We start from the raw sequence: 16,591 nt of genomic DNA on the forward strand, positions 1-16,591 counted from the left end.
AGTTCATCGGCGAGCGATTACTTTTCTTTCTCGGCTAGCATTTTGTGAATGACCTCATCGAGCGATTCTTTTGTAAATACATCTTTCCAATCCTCTTTGAATATCTTTTCATAGCCGTAATCAATGGCCACCTTAGCCGCATCGGAGAATGGATTCACGTTGTTGAAGGCGATGGCCAGTGGTATTTGAATGTGACCTAACATGAAGGAGCGTGCAGCTTCAGGCGGAATGCCCATCTCAATCACTTGATCTGTCGCTTCTTTCATGATGCAAGCGGCAGAGGCTGCCACGACTTCGGCCGCGGCCGGTTCTAAGAGGGCCATCTGCTCTACGGTAATGCGATAGCAGTTCACCACGGGGGCAAACATATCTATACAGATTTGCCTCGCTCTGTTAAAATTTTCTTCCTTTCCTTGTTGTAAGGCAATAACAATGTCTTGTTTGGCTGCAATGCCGCCAAACATATCTTGACGCGCTTCAGGGGTATCTTGCTCCCCAAAAAGCTGCGGGTGACACGGGTGGGTCACTACGAAAGTGCAATCATCCCTTAAGGTGACATGATCCGCATAGGCGGCTGCAGGATCCAGCAGGATGAGCGTGGCGTTCGCTTTCATTTGCGGCACGACGCTCTTTGATATGGGGCCGATTAAGGTGTCAGGTACAGCCATAATAATGACATCGGCTTGTGGTAGCGCTTCTTCTCCAACAGCAGTTGCAAGGCCACGCTCCTGCAGGCTGGCGATGCCTTCTTCTCCTTTTTCTATGAGAGACAGCTTGCTCTCGCCTTTGATTAGGTTATCTGTGATGCGACAACCCATCTTCCCCCCGGCGCCAATGATGGCGATGTTGGTTGATTTGGTTTGTTGTTGGACTATGTGGCTCATGACAATCTCTCCTTCAAAAATGTAATACTACGATTTGCCCATTCCTCTTCCACCTCTAACGTCTGCTCGATGGAATCTTCAAAGGGCGTCCATAATTCCAGAATGACATTCGGTTCGCGACCCAACAGGGAGAGCCGTTCTAAGACCTGATCAATGTCTAACATCCCTTCCCCGGCCGCACACCCGACGACCGAGAATCCCATCTGCGATTGCACCCGGTCCACGGTAAAATCCTTAATATGCACATTCAACGTGTAAGGGGCTAATTGCTGCACTACATAGTCCGGCGCTTCCAGCGCGCCAAATGAGTTTACGGTATCCAGGCATATCCCCACTCTCGAACTGCCTACAGCTTCAATGATTTCAATGAGTTCATCCACCGTATGGCGGTCATGATTCTCAATGGCAAGATCGACACCCGCTTTCTCATAAGCTGGCATGATTTTTTGCAGTAGAGTGATGGTTTCCTGGGTGGATGGCGTTCCATCCTGCATATGAATAATGGTTCTGACAAAGGGCGATCCAAGTGTCTTGGCGATGTCCAAATAAGTTAGCAAAAGATCCGCTTCAATTCCTCTTGTGCCCACCTCTAAGTGGATGCCCGCTTGATCGGCGTATTTTTTGCAATGCTGAAGCTCTCTTTCCGTAAGCTGGTGCAGGGGCAGGTTATCTGCAATTTGGACAACCTTCACCTCTTGCTCTATGGCTTTATCTATCAATCCTGGCACGGTGAGAGGGGTTTCGGGTACTGGAAATCCCGGCACTTCAACCGCCCAGGTATACGTATAGGAACTGATACCAAGCTGCATCATGTCCTTCACTCCTCTTCTACTTCATTAGATCGATGCATTAAGGCATAATTTCTCGTGGTATATACAAGGACAACTCAGGGATGAATATAACCAGCATTAACACAAAAAGAATACCTATTATAAAGGGCAGTGTGGCTTTCGCTCCCTCCCACAAACTGGCCTCTGCAATCTCTGTTGATAAGAACAAGCAGGCACCGACGGGTGGAGTAATCAATCCGACAGCGAGAGCTATGACAGTAACAATGCCAAAGTGAACAGGATCAATGCCAAAAGCAGTGGATACAGGGAACAAGACAGGAACAAACAAAATGATGGCCGCTCCCAAATCAATAAACATACCGGCAATGATATAAATCAACACACACAGCAGGAGAATGATCGCAGGACTGGTCGTTACTGTGCTCAAAGAATCAGCCAACATTTGTGGGATGCGCTGATTTGTAATAATCCATCCGTACAGATAAGCACCCGTAATCATAAACATTACAATCGCCGTCGTCACTGCAGATTCATAGAAGATTCCCGGTAACATCCTGATATTCAATTGCTTATAGACAAAGAAACCGATGATGAGCGCATAAGCAATTGCAATCACGGCTGCTTCTGTGGGTGTCACAATGCCTAATAGAATACCGCCAATAATGATAATCGGCATGAGCAGAGCAAACACACTTTGCTTGAAATTCATGAAGAAGTTGGCAACACTGAACTTCTGCATATTGCCATAACCATATTTTTTGGAGAAATAATAAGCAATTCCCATTTGAAACAGACCGATCAATATCCCCGGAATGATGCCTGCCAGAAACAGTTGCCCGACAGAAGCCCCTGTGACTACACCATAGATCACAAACGGAATGCTGGGCGGGATAATCACCCCAATCACAGAAGAACTGGCCGTGACCGCAGCAGCAAATCCGCTCGGATATTTCTCCTCTTTCATGGCCGGAATAATCACCGAACCGACCGCACTCGTATCTGCAACAGCCGCCCCGGAAATTCCTGAGAAAAGCATGCTTGTCGTAATATTGGCGTGAGCCAGTCCTCCCCGTATGAAGCCTACGGTACTATTGGCAAAGCGGATAATCATCTTGGAAATACCGCCCCCGGACATCAAATTCCCGGCCAGTATGAAAAAGGGGATGGCCAGCAACACAAAGGAATCTGCGGCACTAATCGCTCTTTGTATCACAGCGGTGAGAGGAAATCCTCCATAGATCATTGCTGCCAGTGAGGCGATGAACAAGCTAAAAGCGATGGGAATCTTCAACAATATGAGTACAAAAAACGTAATAAATAAGATCAGTGTCATGCAGCATAACCCCTCCTCCCGGATTCCCGTGCCCAATACAATAAAACCCGAAACACTTGCTCCACCAACATTAAAGCGAGCGATGCGGGAAAGGCGAGGTATACCCATCCCATGGATATAGATAATGTTGGGGAGGTTTGCCTGAATGTGATCTCCATAATCTCCGGTGTAATATACAGAACGAAACAAAGGAAAGTTAAGATCAATAACTGCCCGAAGATATAGATGATTCTGCGCAACACGTGGGGAAACAAGTCTACAAGCATATCAACCTGTAGATGTTTGTTCTCTCGGTAAGCGATACTTGCTGATAGAAATACCATCCATATGAAAATATAGCGGGATAGTTCCGCTGACCACTGGATGGGATTTCCCATAACATACCGATTAAATACAGACAAGATCACCACACCCACCAGCACAGCCAAAAGTGTGATAACGATGATATTAATACCTTTATCCAAAGGATTTTTCACCTTTAAAATGATAGATTCCATCATGTCCCTCCTTTTTCATGAAGGTTGTGAGAGAAGAGGAAGCAAGACCCTCTCCTCTTCCTCCCTTGATCAGGTCTTATTCACCCATATCGAGAATCTGCTGTATTAAGTCAGCGCCAAATTCGTCTTCATATTCTTCATATACAGACTGAGTGGCTTCCTGAAACGCATCACGATCCACGTCATACACTTCCATGCCTTCTTCTTCCAACAGTTCAAGCTGTTCTTCTTCCATCTCGGCAATCAGCTCTCTTTGATATTGGGTCACTTCCTCCGCAGCCTCCCAGATCACTTGTTTTTGTTCCTCGGTTAATTCATCCATAGAGGCTTCACTCATAGCGAACACATAAGGAGAATAAAAATGACCGGTAAGTGCGTAATAGTCTTGCACTTCCCAGAGATTATTCGTATAAACGATCGGTACCGGATTCTCTTGTCCATCAATCGTGCCCTGCTGTAACCCGGTATAGACCTCGCCCCATTCCATCGGTACAGGGGAAGCACCCATCGCTTCAAAGGCAGCCATGTGCACCTGATTTTCCATCGTTCTAATATTTAAGCCGCTTAAATCTTCGGGACCGGTAATTTGGTTATCTACACTCAGGTGTCTCCAACCGTTCTCCATGAAGGACAGTCCCACAATACCTGAATCCTCTAATTGTCCCAGAAGATCTTGCCCAATCTCTCCATCCAGGACTTCATGAGCGTGCTCAGATGATGAGAATAGAAAGGGTAAGTTCACAACACCCAACTCAGAAGCAAACCCAGTCACCGGAGCGGTATCCACAATCGTTAAGTCCACCGTACCCAGTTGCAAGCCTTCAATCATTTCTCTTTCTTCGCCCAATTGTGTATTACCATAGACATCAACCTGAACAGCACCATCGGTTTCTTCAGCAACAATGTCGGCAAACTCCTCAGAGGCATCTTGTAAAGGATGGGACTCTTGTGCTCCGTGACCCAGTTGCAGAACAATGCTGTCATCAGAATCTTCACTATCTCCAGTACCTTCCTCTTGCCCCGAGCTTTCTGAATCCCCACAAGCAGCGAGAGCCACCGTAAGAGCCAGCAACAGTGTGAGTAATACACTTGAACGTTTTTTCATATTCAATGATTGTCTCCCCTTTTTCATGAATAATCTCCCCTTTGTTATAATAATGGTGACCGACAGATGAGTATGGAACGAACCAACCTCATCAACCACCCCCTTCAAGCATAGATTTGTGGCCAAGCGTAGATGCCCGTGCCTGAAACGTCATTTGAACCGTGAGATTCACAACGTTTGCACTCATGCGAGTAGCATTCTTGTTCGTCATTCGGTTGTGCAAGATTTGAACCGCATTCTGAGCCAGTTCAGCAGTCGGGTGTATATTCGCCGTAATCTTAGGGTCAATCACGAAGTCGATATCCGAATCCTCAAAGCCATCAAATGAAGCCAGTGCCACATCCTCAGGAATGCGCAGATTCGAATCTCGAAGCGCTTTCATTACACCCAAAGCAGTCATATGATTGGCCGCAAATATGGCACTCGGTTTTTCCTCATTCCTCAACAACTCTTGAGCCTTATGAAATCCGCTCCTTATGGTAAAATCCGCTTCCTTGATATAGCTCGCGGGTAATGTAACGGAGTGCTCGGTCAAAGCGTGCTGCACCCCTTCCCAGCGCTTGATACCTGTAGAGAGAAACAGCGGCCCATTAATTACGCCTATCTTGCGATGACCTTGCTCTAACAGATGATTCATAACAGTACGGCTTCCCCCATAATTATTCACTTCCACGCTACTGACACTCAGCTTATCTGTCGTTCTGCCCGCCAAGACACAGGGTGTGCTTTGAAGCGCTTTCTTGAAATGCCCGAAAGACTTCCCGACAGGAGTGACAATAATGCCATCCACCCTACGTTCCGTTAATGTCTTCAAACTAGCCTTCTCAATATCGGCATCTTCCTTCGTGTGAGCGAGAAGCACATTGTAACCTAATTCTCGTGCAGCTTCCTCTACCCCAACCGCAAGACCCGCAAAAAAGGGACTGTCAATATGTGGAATTAGTAGACCCAGCGTATTGCTTTGCTTGGTAACCATGCTGCGCGCAATCGAACTCGGCTGATAATTGAGCTGCTTAATAGCATCAAGAACACTCTTCTTCGCCTTCTCACTCACGTAACCGCTCTCATTAATAACTCTCGATACGGTTGAGACGGATACACCTGCCTGTTTGGCAATATCTTTGATAGAAGCCATCTCACAAACTCCTCACATGAAAAATTTAGATTATGAAATATTTGTGGTAACGTTACCACAAAATATGAAAATAAAAACCCTTTTATTAAAGGGCTATTCTGTATAAAAATAGTACTGCGTGATACTAATTGTAGTATCGTTTACATTTTTCATTATAATGACTTATCTTCTTTGTGTCAATACATAATCCTCTCCAATCAGAGGCCCGCACCTATCTACCGCTCGCGCAACTCTCTGCCCTCGTTACCATCGTGATTCTGTATATTGCTACCGGCTACGGAGTCGTGTCGACTGAAGATCCCTTGGCTATCGCGCAGATTGTTTTTATGCTAGACTTGAGATTCCATACAATCGACCAGAGGCGACAAGTTCTGGAGCTCTCTCAAAAGAAATCCCGATCTTGGATTTCGTTGAGAGAGCGAAGAAACCTCGAGCCTCTACCCGCCGGAGCTAGACAATACCGAAATGCGCAGGCGGGTCGGTCAGGAACGAGACAAAAAAGAGGCGGCCACTATGGACCGCCTTTCAACCGGGAGAGAAACAAGAAAGAACAAGTTGGAAGCAAGGGTTGCATGCTTTCCTTAAATCCCACTTTACGAGATTTGGAGCATGGATGCACCCTTCTTGTTATATCTCCTGACAAACTTTTTAAAAAGGAGCGATTGTTTTGCTGTCGCTGAACGAAATTGAAGCACGGATAAAAAGCGGACCTCACAAACACACGGCCTCTAAAGAAGGTCCTCGTGATGCTGCGGTGATTTTACCACTCGTTGAAAAAAGGGATGGCTTACACGTCCTTTTTGAAGTGCGTGCGATGACGCTCACTGCCCAGCCCGGCGAGACATGCTTTCCTGGCGGGCGTATTGATGCCACCGACAGAAGTGCAGAAGCTGCGGCCGTTCGCGAGCTATGTGAGGAGCTCGGAGCTAGAACAGATGATGTGCGTGTGATGGCTGATCTTCCTGCCATCATCACTCCTCAGCGCGGGACGATTCACCCCTTCATCGCTCACTTGCAACAAACCAAGCAGCTTTCGGTGAACAAATCAGAGGTCGAAGAGTGGTTCAGCGTTCCACTCGCCCATTTGCTTGCCTCCCCTCCAAAACAAGCTTCCATGAAGTTGACATTTGAACCCGGTGACGATTTTCCGATCGAGCGCATTCCAAATAGAAAAGCTTATGAAACGCGCTCGTTCTTAGTCCCTGAGTATTTTTACGAGTACGAGGATCGAATCATCTGGGGCCTAACAGCTCGAATGCTTAAACAGTTTCTCGAACTTATTGACGCTCGCGAGTAGTGGCGTCTTCCCCTTTAGGGACGCAAGCGTTAACAATCAGGGTGATGAGGGCAAGGGCGAGAATCGCGATAAAGACAACCAAGAGCCCTTGAGAGAGGCTTTCTGAAAGCAGCTGTTGCTCTCTACCTGTCAGCTCCGCGCCCCCCTCAAGAAGTCGATTCACCGACTCAAGCGACGGCACAAAAGACAGTTCCTCTGCGTCCTCGGATAGCTGGCGCGAAAGCTGACTGTTAAGAAGTCCACCGAGAAAGGCCACACCAACAGCGCCTCCAAGCTGCCGGGAGAACATATTCATCGCCGTCGCTTCGCCCCGCATTTTCCAGGATACTTCGGACTGCAAAGAGACTATGTACGTCGTAGAGGTAAAGCCCATCCCAATTCCGGTCACTAAAGATGCAAGCGCCGCGAGCCACGGGAGACCGGTAATATACATAAGGAGATAGAGCATCGTTCCAATTGTAAGAGAGACCCCTCCAATAATTGCTGTTTTCTTAAACCCTGTCTTGAGCAGCATTTTTCCCGCCACAACCGCAGAGATCGGCCAGCCAATCGACATCGTGGTGAGCGACAAACCTGCAATGAGCGCTGTCTGATTAAGGACTCCCTGCACATAGGTAGGCAAAAAGCTTGAAACCGCGAGCGTGATCGCGCCCGTCGTAAGAGCACCGACATTGGCCGTCCACACCGCTTTCTTTTTCCAAAGCGAGAAGGTCACGAGTGGCTCGCGAGCGTTCCGTTCATGTTGGACGAAGGCAAAGAACGCACTGATGCTAAGTCCGAGCAACGCCCACGTCCAGAGAGAAGTCCATAGGAGCGTCTGTCCCCCTTGCACCAGAATTACCATGAATGGCACCATCCCTACGAGTAAGAGGACCGACCCACTATAGTCAACATGCCGGCTTTCCTCCCTTGCTGGCTCCTTCAAGAAAAGAACGACGCCGAGTACAGCAATCACACCAAGGGGGATATTCACCCAGAACACCCACGCCCAGTGAATGTACTCGACAAACAAGGAACCCAGAAAGGGGCCCGCCACAGCTGAAATGCCCCACACACTTGAGAGGTAGCCCTGAATCTGCGCCCGCTCTTCCTTCGTATACATATCCCCAACAATCGTCGTGGCCATCGGCTGCACCGCTCCTGCACCGAGCCCCTGAATGAATCGAAAAACGATGAGCCATTCCATTCCGCTGGCAAAGCCGCAGAGCAGAGAGCCGATCAGAAAGATCGTTACCCCAATCGTGAACACGAGTTTTCGTCCGTATATGTCCGCCAGCTTTCCATAAATCGGTATTGTTACGACCTGCATCAGTAAATAGGAGGAAAACACCCAGCTAAATAATGCAAACCCTCCAAGGTCGCCAACAATACGGGGCATCACCGTGGCGACAATCGTCGCTTCAACGGCAGCCATGAACATGGCCAGTAAGATGGCTGCAAGAACCACTGGACGGTTGGTTTCCTTCATCGATCGTTCCTCCAAATCTCATTGCTTCCTTACTATGAAAGCGCTTTGTTCCGAAAACAAGAGAAAGCACTTAAGATTGCGGACAATCTCCAGTGCTTACAAGCGCTCCAGTCTTTCTTTTTCTTTTCTAGAATCTATAACATTTCATGTTTTATCAAAATATGCTTGGCTTTCGCTCCTACAAAATGAAACACCACCGACAGGAGCACGCACGCAGAAACAATTGCGGCGAGCACAGGTACATTTCGCGCTCCGGATTCTGTCGTATCCGGAAGCAAACAGCCGATGTAGAGAAACGCACTCAGTGTCAGAAAAATAAAGCTAAACCGGCGGTAATCCTGCCATTTGTCACGTAGTTTCTTTGCTGTTTTCTCATCCACGCTACCGCCTCCTCTTCTTTGTTACCCCCATATTAACATGGACGCATCTCCTCGAAGCGGCTAAATTGTTTCTATTAGAGGAAACTTATGTTACCTAGGATAAGAGGGAGGCTTTTTCCCTTCACACGGCTAACGCTTCAATCATATGCAGCACTTGCTTCGCAGAACCTACCGCTGATTTTTCCAAGAACGCATCATACGACAGTTTCATGTCGCCACCAGCAACGTCGGAAAGGGCACGAATGATGACAAAGCGTCTGTTAAACTGATAACATACGTGTGCAATCGCGCCTGCTTCCATTTCTACACAAAAAGCGGCTGGAAAAAGAGAGTTGATTTCTTGAATGCGATTATCTTCACTAACGAAGGAGTCCCCGCTAACAATCAGACCCTGTTCGCTTTGAAAGCCAACTTTGGTTGCTGCTTTTTCGGCAATCTCAATTAAGGACGCGTCTGGCAAAAAGGCTGGCACCATTCCAGGAACTTGGCCCGGCTCGTAGCCAAAAACGGTGCCGTCAACGTCGTGATAGCGTACTTCCGTTGAAATAACGAGATCGCCAACGGACATCGCCGCGTTCAGTCCCCCGGCTACGCCAGTATTGATGATCGTATCCGGTTCAAACCGCTCAATAAGAAGCGTTGTGGCAACCGCCGCGTTGACTTTGCCAATGCCAGATCGTGTGAGGACCACCGGTGTAACTCCGATCACTCCCTCTGTAAATTCGCATCCGGCTATGCCCGTCACAACCGGGTTTGTGATTTTGCTACGAAGAAGCTCAACTTCTTCCTCCATGGCACCAATGATTCCGATTTTCAAAGCACTCTTCCTTTCTCTATTTACAATGACTCTGCCCTCTAGTATACACATCGCACCAGCGAATTTCACGGGAATTCTATTGAACCGAAGAATGTTCGGGTGTATAACTGGGACACGTTCTCCGGTTTCAGGTTCGTAACGAAAAGAGCAGCTCAGCAGCTGCTCTCCGTTTTGCTAAAACCTATGTTCCCGCCCCTACGCATTCTTCTTTGCTGTACTCCCTCTCTTCTTTTTCGCCGCTGCTTTTTTCCGTTTGGGCTTTGTTCTCTCAAGGGAGGCTTCAAGCGCAGACATAAGATCGGTATTGTTTGCGGCAGGTTCGTCGGTTTTCGGGCTTGTCGTGACCGTCTCTTCCCCGTTTTTCTTGTTCTCGATCAGTTCCAGTAAATCCTTGCGATACTCGTCTGTGTACTTATCCGCGTCAAATTCGGTGGTGAGCTGATCGACAAGCAAGAGCGCCGTCTTCAGCTCTTTTTCATCGACGTTAGGCTCTTCCGGCAAGCTTGGCACGTCCTGAACATTTCGCACTTCATCGGGAAAATAAATCGTTTCCATCATTAGCGCCTGTTTGTACGTGCGAACGATGGCCAGATGCTCCTTGGAGCGTATGATGATCTTGGCGACACCAATCTTGTCGGAGTCGGAGAGTGCCTTCTGCAGGAGCGCGTAAGCTTTGGCGCCTCCTTCTCCTGGAGCAAGAAAATACGAGCGATCAAAATAAATTGGGTCAATTTCCGCGAGCTGAACGAAGTCAAGAATTTGTACAGCCTTGTCCTCGTTATCTTTCTTTAACTGCTTAAGCTCTTCTTCCTCAAGAACGACAAATTGATCTTTGGCGTATTCATAGGCTTTAATAATATCGTCTTTTTCCACCGTCTCTTCGCAATGGGAACATGTTTTCTGATACGAAATGGGCGTGTGGCATTTCTTGTGTAGTTGCCTAAGCTTAATGTCTTTATTTTCTACGGCTGTGTGTAGCTTGATCGGAATGTGAACGAGCCCGAACTGAATGCTGCCTTTCCAGACTGTGTGCATGTTTTTTCACCTCTCCTTACTATCATCAGGCAAACGAAGTGGAAATATGTATGGCATCGTTCGGAAATGATAAGGGGGGAGGTGAAAGTGTGACATTCATAAAACTAACCGAAGTCGAAGCGTGGCCGAAATCGAGAGGCTGGATGTTTGAACCAAAGTTTGACGGCTACCGCGCGAGCGTTACGCTAACCAAAGAAAGCCTCTCTCTTGTGACAAGAGGAGGCCATGACGTCAGTGCAAAGTTCCCTGAAGTTGTTACTGCCTGCAAAGAATTGGCAAGAGCAGAAAGAGATCGCCTCCCCCTCGTCCTAGACGGTGAGCTGGTCTTTTTGACAAGCCCGTACGCGAGTGACTTTCCCACCGTACAAAAACGGAGTCGCATGAGTCAGCAAGCACGTATTTGCCATGAGGCGGAAAACAAGCCATGCCAATTTGTCGCCTTCGACCTCCTCCGCGAAAACGGGGAGACGCTCATGCAGCTGCCTTTCTCTACTCGCCGAACAAGACTAACACAATTGTTTGCGAAACCGTTGCCCTCATCGCTCCTGCTCGCGCCTCATTCTGGCGATGCCAAGGGTTTATTCGAGCGCATCCAGTACTACGGAGGAGAGGGCATTGTTTGTAAAAAAAAGAACAGCCTCTACGTGCCAAACATGCGCTCAAACGATTGGCTTAAGGTCAAGCACCGCCGCTTTGTGCGGGTGATCGTGAACTTGTTCGATGAAAAGAACGGCTATTTTCATGGTTCTGTTTACGACGAGGAGGGTTCACTCATCGTTGTCGCCATCTTCCGTCACGGGGTAGAAGAGGAGGCCTACCGCACCTTAAAAACATTTTTTCAAACGAACGGCAGCCAAACAAACGAAGGCTTATCGTTGCCCCCTTCGGTGTGTGTAGAGCTTTCCTGTATTGGAATGACAGGGGGTCAACTGCGGGAAGTGGCTTTTTCTCGCTTTCAACTTGAGCAGGCCCCTACTGAAGTCACCCTTTCTCGGCTGAGGGAAGATTTACACCCCCTACCGCCGGACGTAAAGGTGACAAGCCTTGATAAGCCGCTCTGGGAAGGGATTGACAAACAGACGTATTTGCATTACCTTCAGGCCGTGGCGCCCTATATGCTTCCCTTTCTTAAAGAGCGGGCGCTGACGGTCATTCGCTATCCCCACGGGGCCGTTGGTGGGGAGCGCTTTTATCAGAAGAACTGTCCGGACTATGCGCCGTCGTATGTGGAGACCGTTCGTCTGGAGGGGATTGACTACATTGTGTGCAGTGATCCAAGGACCCTCACCTGGCTGGGCAACCAGCTTGCCCTTGAGCTGCATATCCCTTTTCAAGAAGCAAAGGACACGAAACCATCGGAGCTTGTCTTTGATCTTGATCCGCCGACGGAGGCGTCCTTTGAGCTAGCCATAGAGGCTGCCTCCCTCTTAAGAGAAACCTTGCAGCACTTCTCGCTTCCGTCCTTTGTAAAGACAACGGGCGGGAAGGGGCTACAGCTTCACGTTCCGCTTAAAAGAAATGCATTCTCGTATGAGGAGACACACACATTCATGGCCTTTGTTGCTCGATTTTTGTGTGAGCAATCCTCCGCTCACTTCACGACAGAGCGACTTAAGAAGAAGCGCGGATCGCGGCTGTACGTGGACTACCTTCAGCATGGCCATGGCAAAACGGTGATCGCCCCGTACTCTATGCGTGAGAGTGGGTATGTAGCGACACCCATCTCTTGGGAGGAGCTCTCTTCAGGAATTCGACCGGAGGATTTTCCGTTATCCGCCGTTCTCGAGCGTATACGCAAGACGTTCGACCCGTTTTTTTATTACGAGGAGGCCCGTGCAAACGAGACGTTCGCGCACGCCTTGGAACGAATGAAAGCCTGATGCACGGAATGCGTGCATCAGGCTTATTTTAATTATAGTACGGGCTAGGGTTGCTCGATAGCTGTTCAACAGACACCGGTTGCCAGCCTTCGCCATCCACCCATTCCAGATAGACCTCGTAGGGGGTGGATTGATTCACTTGATCGCTAATAATTCCTCGAGCCGTTGTCTGTGAGCCGCCGTTGCCAAGCTCCCACACAATCGAATCCCCTTCACTTAGTCCTGTGGCATAGTAAAGAGCTTGTTCCATTTCTGCCCAGTTTTGCGAGTCTTGATTAAAATCGTTTGGCGTAGGGTTCTCCTGCTCTGTTTCGATTGGGTCCCACTCGCCGTCTTCTGGCCGTTCTTCTTCAGACTCTGCTTCCTCGTCATCCTCATCGTCTTCATCCCGATTCGCATCATTCTCGCCGTCCGCTTCATCCTCTTCTTCTTCCTCCCGGTTGGCGTCATCCTCACCGTTCGCCTCCTCCTCTTCCTCCGGAGGAGTCGCTTCTTCCTCCTCAGGGGTCTCTTCTTCCACCCCTTCATTTTCGGCTGTTGGCTCCTCGTTTCCTCCGCCGTCCGCTTGGTCAGATTGCATCATGCTCCAAACCAAGTTCCCGCCTAAAAATAAAATAAGTACGGATACAACAATGATAGCTATGTTCAATAAGCGATTGACTCGCTTCTTTTTTCTGTCATAGCGCCTGTTCGCCATAGTGTTTTCACGTCCTTTCTTTCACTTCTTCTAGTCCCATTATATCGCCTTTAAGGGCAAGATCAACCATCTATTTGCGTGATAATGTCAAATCTTGTTGAGCGATCGTCTTCTCACACGAAGGAAATGCGCAGGCGGATTGCTTAGAAGCGAGAATTTTGGAGACCTGATAAAAGAAAGGCCGCCCACCTGGGACCGCCTCTCTTTCAATCATTACCTTATCTCTAAAATTTCGACTTGCATTTCTCCAGCTGGCGTGTTGACAATGGCCTTATCATTGACGGTTTTGCCGATGAGGCTTTGGGCCATTGGAGAGTCATTTGAAATTTTTCCTTCGAGCGGATCAGATTCTGCTGTTCCGACAATGGTGTACTCTTCTTCTTCTCCGTCCGGAAGTTCAATGAGGCGCACCGTCTTTCCAAGGGATACGACATTGCCATCTACGGTTTCGTTTTCGATCATCACCGCATTACGAATCATCCCCTCAAGCTGAGCAATGCGCCCCTCAACAAACGCTTGATCCTCTTTGGCAGAGTCGTACTCAGAGTTCTCGGATAAGTCTCCAAAGCTGCGAGCCACCTTTATACGTTCAACGACTTCTTTTCGTCGTGTCGTAATGAGATACTGAAGCTCCTCTTCTAGCTTCTTCTTTCCATCTTCAGTCATATAGTGCTTTTTTTCTTCTGACATGACGTTCACTCCTTCTTATCCTCTAGCTGCTCGCATGATGTCCTTCATTTTGAAGGCATAAGTCCTCGTTCTTCAATAATCGTTCGGATTTTCGTTGCCATTAAATCAATCGCGACTTTGTTTTGCCCGCCTTCTGGAATAATCACATCGGCATACCGCTTGGTGGGCTCAACAAACTGCAAATGCATGGGACGTACAACCGACGTATATTGATCGATCACAGAATCGATGGAGCGTCCGCGTTCTTTGATGTCACGAGCAAGGCGACGAATAATACGCAGATCCGCATCTGTATCAACAAACACTTTAATATCCATCATGCTCCGTAAATGTTCGTCCTCAAGAATCAAAATTCCTTCAAGAATGATCACTTCTTTTGGCTCAATTGGAACCACCGTTTCTGAACGTGTATGCCTCGCGTAGTCGTATAAAGGCTTCTTAATGGGCTGTTTCTCACGGAGCATTTGTAAGTGCTCATATAACAGCTCATTGTCAAAGGCAAACGGATGATCATAGTTGGTTTCAAGCCTCTCTTCGAACTCCAAGTGATCCTGATTTTTATAATACGCATCTTGTTCAATTAATACGATGGATGAATCCGAAAATTGCTTAAAAATCTCTTTGGCGACCGTCGTCTTGCCTGAGCCGGTTCCGCCCGCCACGCCTATAACAATCGGACGCTTTGGCTTCATCAAACAAACCTCACCTTCATCTTAGGTGTTACTCTTTTTTATGCTCACCGAGAGTCCGTCTCCAATAGGGAGAATGCGCGTCTCGAACTGCGGGTGGTTGGCAAGCCATTCATTATAGCGGCGGATTTTCTTGGCGATCGACTGTAGACGCTTGCTCATTCCTACGTTTTTTTCTTCAGCAACAAGCCCCCGAAAGAGGACGTTGTCGCTTAGGACGACTCCCCCTGTTCTTAGTAACGGCGTGTACAGTTTAAAAAATGACTGGTACTGCCCTTTGGCGGCATCAATAAATAATACATCAAACGGTGCGTATTGTTCAACCCCGCTCACTGCCGCTTTCGCGTCGGCATTGAGAACCGTAATCCGTTCCTGCAAGCCCGCTTCACGAACATAGTCGCACGCTTGCATGTATCTGTCTTCGTCTCGCTCAATCGTCACGATTTCTGCCCTTGGCACCGTGTGCGCCATGCGAATCGCCGAATACCCTATCGCCGTCCCTATTTCTAAGATGCGCCCCGGATCAAAAAGGGACAGTTGCACAAGCATCGATTCTATCCCTACAAGATCCATAATCGGCACATTCGATCGCACCGCAAACGCCTCCATCTCTTCAACGAGAGGAGGGCGAGGGGGCACGAGCGATGCAACATAGTCGTTCACCCTGTTGTTCATGTTCTCACCTCATGCGCCTGAACCTTAATCTTCGGCGGCTTCTTCCCATTCATGACGATATTCCTGCCGCGTGGCGTCGTGCTCTTCATAGGTTTCGTTGTAGATCACTTCACCGTTGTAGCGCGCGTAAAAGTATTTGTCGTCCGTATCGTTTGGGGTTACTGCGGCCTCAATTGACTCCTCACGCATGCTAGAAATCGGCCCCGGTGGCAATCCCGTGTTTCTGTACGTATTATATGGGGACTCAATCTCAAGCTGGTCATACGTGGTCATGTAAATATGCTCGCCGTGGGCATAGGCAATCGTTGGATCCACTTGCAGGGGCATACGTTCATCCATGCGGTTATGAAGCACACCCGATATAGTAAAGCGATCTTCTGATGTTTGTGCTTCTCGCTCGATGATGGAGGCAAGCGTGAGAATTTGGTGGAGCGAATAGTCACTCGACTCGATTTCTTCCCCGTGTGTATCCACAACGCTTTGCATACGGTCAAGCATCGCCTCTACAATCTCTTCAATCGATGGGTCTTCTTCGGCAAAATCATAACGTGCCGGGAATAGATACCCTTCAAGCGGATGTGTAATTTCCTCGTCCAAGACAACCTCTGAGAGCATCGAATAGCGATCGATCAGTGATTCTACATACTCTTCACTATCGAGTAGCTCGATGACCTCCTCTGCTGTATGATCCGTGTTTTCTTCAATCAACGCGGCCATATCGGTGAGCCAGAGCCCTTCCGGAATCGTAATCGAAAGAGCGACATCGGGCTCCATTGAACCGTCTTTTAGTTCAACCAGGATGTCATCCACGGCCATCTCAGTGGAAAGCGTATAGTCGCCAGCTTGGAAGCCGGACTCATTTTTATAACGGGTGTAATAACGGAAAATCGTAGCGTTTGTAATCAAGCCTTCTTCTTCGAGAACTTGCCCAATGTCCTGGGCAGACGAACCTACAGGGATGGAGACTTCCACCTCTTCGCCTTCCCCTTCTTCCGCTATGGGTTCTAACGCATTTGATAGATAAAGATACCCTATAAGAATTGATAAGACCAGGGCAACCATTAGGACAGTTACGCAAATCACTACAATTTTACGAACGGTTTCGGCTTGCAAAGCGCGCTCTGCTTGCCGGTCTTTTCCATGTTCGTTTTTAGGCATTGGTCTCCCCCTTCAACGTCCCATTATACTATATTTCCCGCAAAGTCAGCAAAACTTGAC

Annotated in this window: 17 protein-coding genes; 2 read left to right on the forward strand and 15 right to left on the reverse strand. The window is 48.3% G+C overall.

What is annotated here, in order from left to right; translation table 11 throughout:
* Positions 1–17 precede the first annotated feature (17 nt).
* From AVZ68_RS01235 to AVZ68_RS01260, 6 genes are all read right to left on the reverse strand, one after another.
* The gene (locus tag AVZ68_RS01235; protein WP_059102716.1) at positions 18–884 is read right to left on the reverse strand and encodes a phosphogluconate dehydrogenase C-terminal domain-containing protein; all 867 of its coding nucleotides are present in this window, start codon (positions 882–884) and stop codon (positions 18–20) included.
* Positions 881–1,696: a sugar phosphate isomerase/epimerase family protein gene (locus AVZ68_RS01240; protein ID WP_059102717.1), complete on the reverse strand. Its 816-nt coding sequence runs from the start codon at positions 1,694–1,696 to the stop codon at positions 881–883. Before AVZ68_RS01240 ends, AVZ68_RS01235 begins: the two co-directional genes overlap by 4 nt.
* A 37-nt stretch (positions 1,697–1,733) precedes the next feature.
* Entirely contained in the window at positions 1,734–3,008 is a 1,275-nt protein-coding gene (locus AVZ68_RS01245) for a TRAP transporter large permease (RefSeq protein ID WP_059102718.1), read from the reverse strand.
* Positions 3,005–3,505 (reverse strand): TRAP transporter small permease, encoded by a 501-nt coding sequence (locus AVZ68_RS01250; protein WP_059102719.1) that lies wholly within the window; start codon positions 3,503–3,505, stop codon positions 3,005–3,007. Before AVZ68_RS01250 ends, AVZ68_RS01245 begins: the two co-directional genes overlap by 4 nt.
* A gap of 76 nt (positions 3,506–3,581) precedes the next feature.
* Positions 3,582–4,637, reverse strand: a complete 1,056-nt coding sequence (locus tag AVZ68_RS01255; protein WP_059102720.1) for a DctP family TRAP transporter solute-binding subunit — start codon at positions 4,635–4,637, stop codon at positions 3,582–3,584.
* 64 nt (positions 4,638–4,701) lie between these two features.
* Positions 4,702–5,745 carry a LacI family DNA-binding transcriptional regulator gene (locus AVZ68_RS01260; RefSeq protein ID WP_059102721.1) on the reverse strand — a complete coding sequence of 348 codons (1,044 nt, stop codon included), beginning with the start codon at positions 5,743–5,745 and terminating at the stop codon, positions 4,702–4,704.
* 667 nt (positions 5,746–6,412) lie between these two features.
* Here AVZ68_RS01260 and AVZ68_RS01265 point away from each other — a divergent pair.
* On the forward strand, positions 6,413–7,042 hold the full coding sequence (locus AVZ68_RS01265; RefSeq protein ID WP_059102722.1) for an NUDIX hydrolase: 630 nt from the start codon (positions 6,413–6,415) through the stop codon (positions 7,040–7,042).
* Here the strand turns inward: AVZ68_RS01265 and AVZ68_RS01270 are convergent.
* The 4 genes from AVZ68_RS01270 to ku form a co-directional block, all read right to left on the reverse strand.
* Positions 7,023–8,510, reverse strand: a complete 1,488-nt coding sequence (locus tag AVZ68_RS01270) for an MDR family MFS transporter (RefSeq protein WP_059102723.1) — start codon at positions 8,508–8,510, stop codon at positions 7,023–7,025. The genes AVZ68_RS01265 and AVZ68_RS01270 overlap by 20 nt on opposite strands.
* 134 nt (positions 8,511–8,644) lie before the next feature.
* A complete protein-coding gene (locus tag AVZ68_RS01275; RefSeq protein ID WP_059102724.1) occupies positions 8,645–8,890 on the reverse strand; it encodes a YrhC family protein in 246 nt (81 codons plus the stop codon).
* Positions 8,891–9,011: 121 nt separating this feature from the next.
* Positions 9,012–9,707 carry a 5'-methylthioadenosine/S-adenosylhomocysteine nucleosidase gene (gene mtnN, locus AVZ68_RS01280; RefSeq protein ID WP_059102725.1) on the reverse strand — a complete coding sequence of 232 codons (696 nt, stop codon included), beginning with the start codon at positions 9,705–9,707 and terminating at the stop codon, positions 9,012–9,014.
* A gap of 195 nt (positions 9,708–9,902) precedes the next feature.
* Positions 9,903–10,742 (reverse strand): non-homologous end joining protein Ku, encoded by an 840-nt coding sequence (gene ku / locus AVZ68_RS01285; protein ID WP_059102726.1) that lies wholly within the window; start codon positions 10,740–10,742, stop codon positions 9,903–9,905.
* Between the two features lie 89 nt (positions 10,743–10,831).
* Between ku and ligD the strand changes: the two genes are divergently transcribed.
* Positions 10,832–12,622, forward strand: a complete 1,791-nt coding sequence (gene ligD, locus AVZ68_RS01290; RefSeq protein WP_180316653.1) for a DNA ligase D — start codon at positions 10,832–10,834, stop codon at positions 12,620–12,622.
* Positions 12,623–12,650: 28 nt separating this feature from the next.
* On the opposite strand, the gene AVZ68_RS01295 is transcribed toward ligD, so the two are convergent.
* The 5 genes from AVZ68_RS01295 to mltG form a co-directional block, all read right to left on the reverse strand.
* Positions 12,651–13,319, reverse strand: coding sequence for a YrrS family protein (locus tag AVZ68_RS01295; protein WP_059102728.1), 669 nt, complete (start codon positions 13,317–13,319; stop codon positions 12,651–12,653).
* 213 nt (positions 13,320–13,532) lie between these two features.
* Positions 13,533–14,009, reverse strand: a complete 477-nt coding sequence (gene greA / locus AVZ68_RS01300; RefSeq protein ID WP_059102729.1) for a transcription elongation factor GreA — start codon at positions 14,007–14,009, stop codon at positions 13,533–13,535.
* Positions 14,010–14,053: 44 nt separating this feature from the next.
* Positions 14,054–14,701, reverse strand: coding sequence for a uridine kinase (gene udk, locus AVZ68_RS01305; protein ID WP_059102730.1), 648 nt, complete (start codon positions 14,699–14,701; stop codon positions 14,054–14,056).
* Positions 14,702–14,722: 21 nt separating this feature from the next.
* Positions 14,723–15,373: an O-methyltransferase gene (locus tag AVZ68_RS01310; RefSeq protein ID WP_059102731.1), complete on the reverse strand. Its 651-nt coding sequence runs from the start codon at positions 15,371–15,373 to the stop codon at positions 14,723–14,725.
* 24 nt (positions 15,374–15,397) lie between these two features.
* Positions 15,398–16,531, reverse strand: coding sequence for an endolytic transglycosylase MltG (mltG, locus tag AVZ68_RS01315; protein WP_059102732.1), 1,134 nt, complete (start codon positions 16,529–16,531; stop codon positions 15,398–15,400).
* Positions 16,532–16,591: the final 60 nt, after the last annotated feature.

Origin of the sequence: Shouchella shacheensis (assembly GCF_001484965.1) — a bacterium.
In the GTDB taxonomy this organism is placed as follows: domain Bacteria; phylum Bacillota; class Bacilli; order Bacillales; family Bacillaceae_D; genus Shouchella; species Shouchella shacheensis.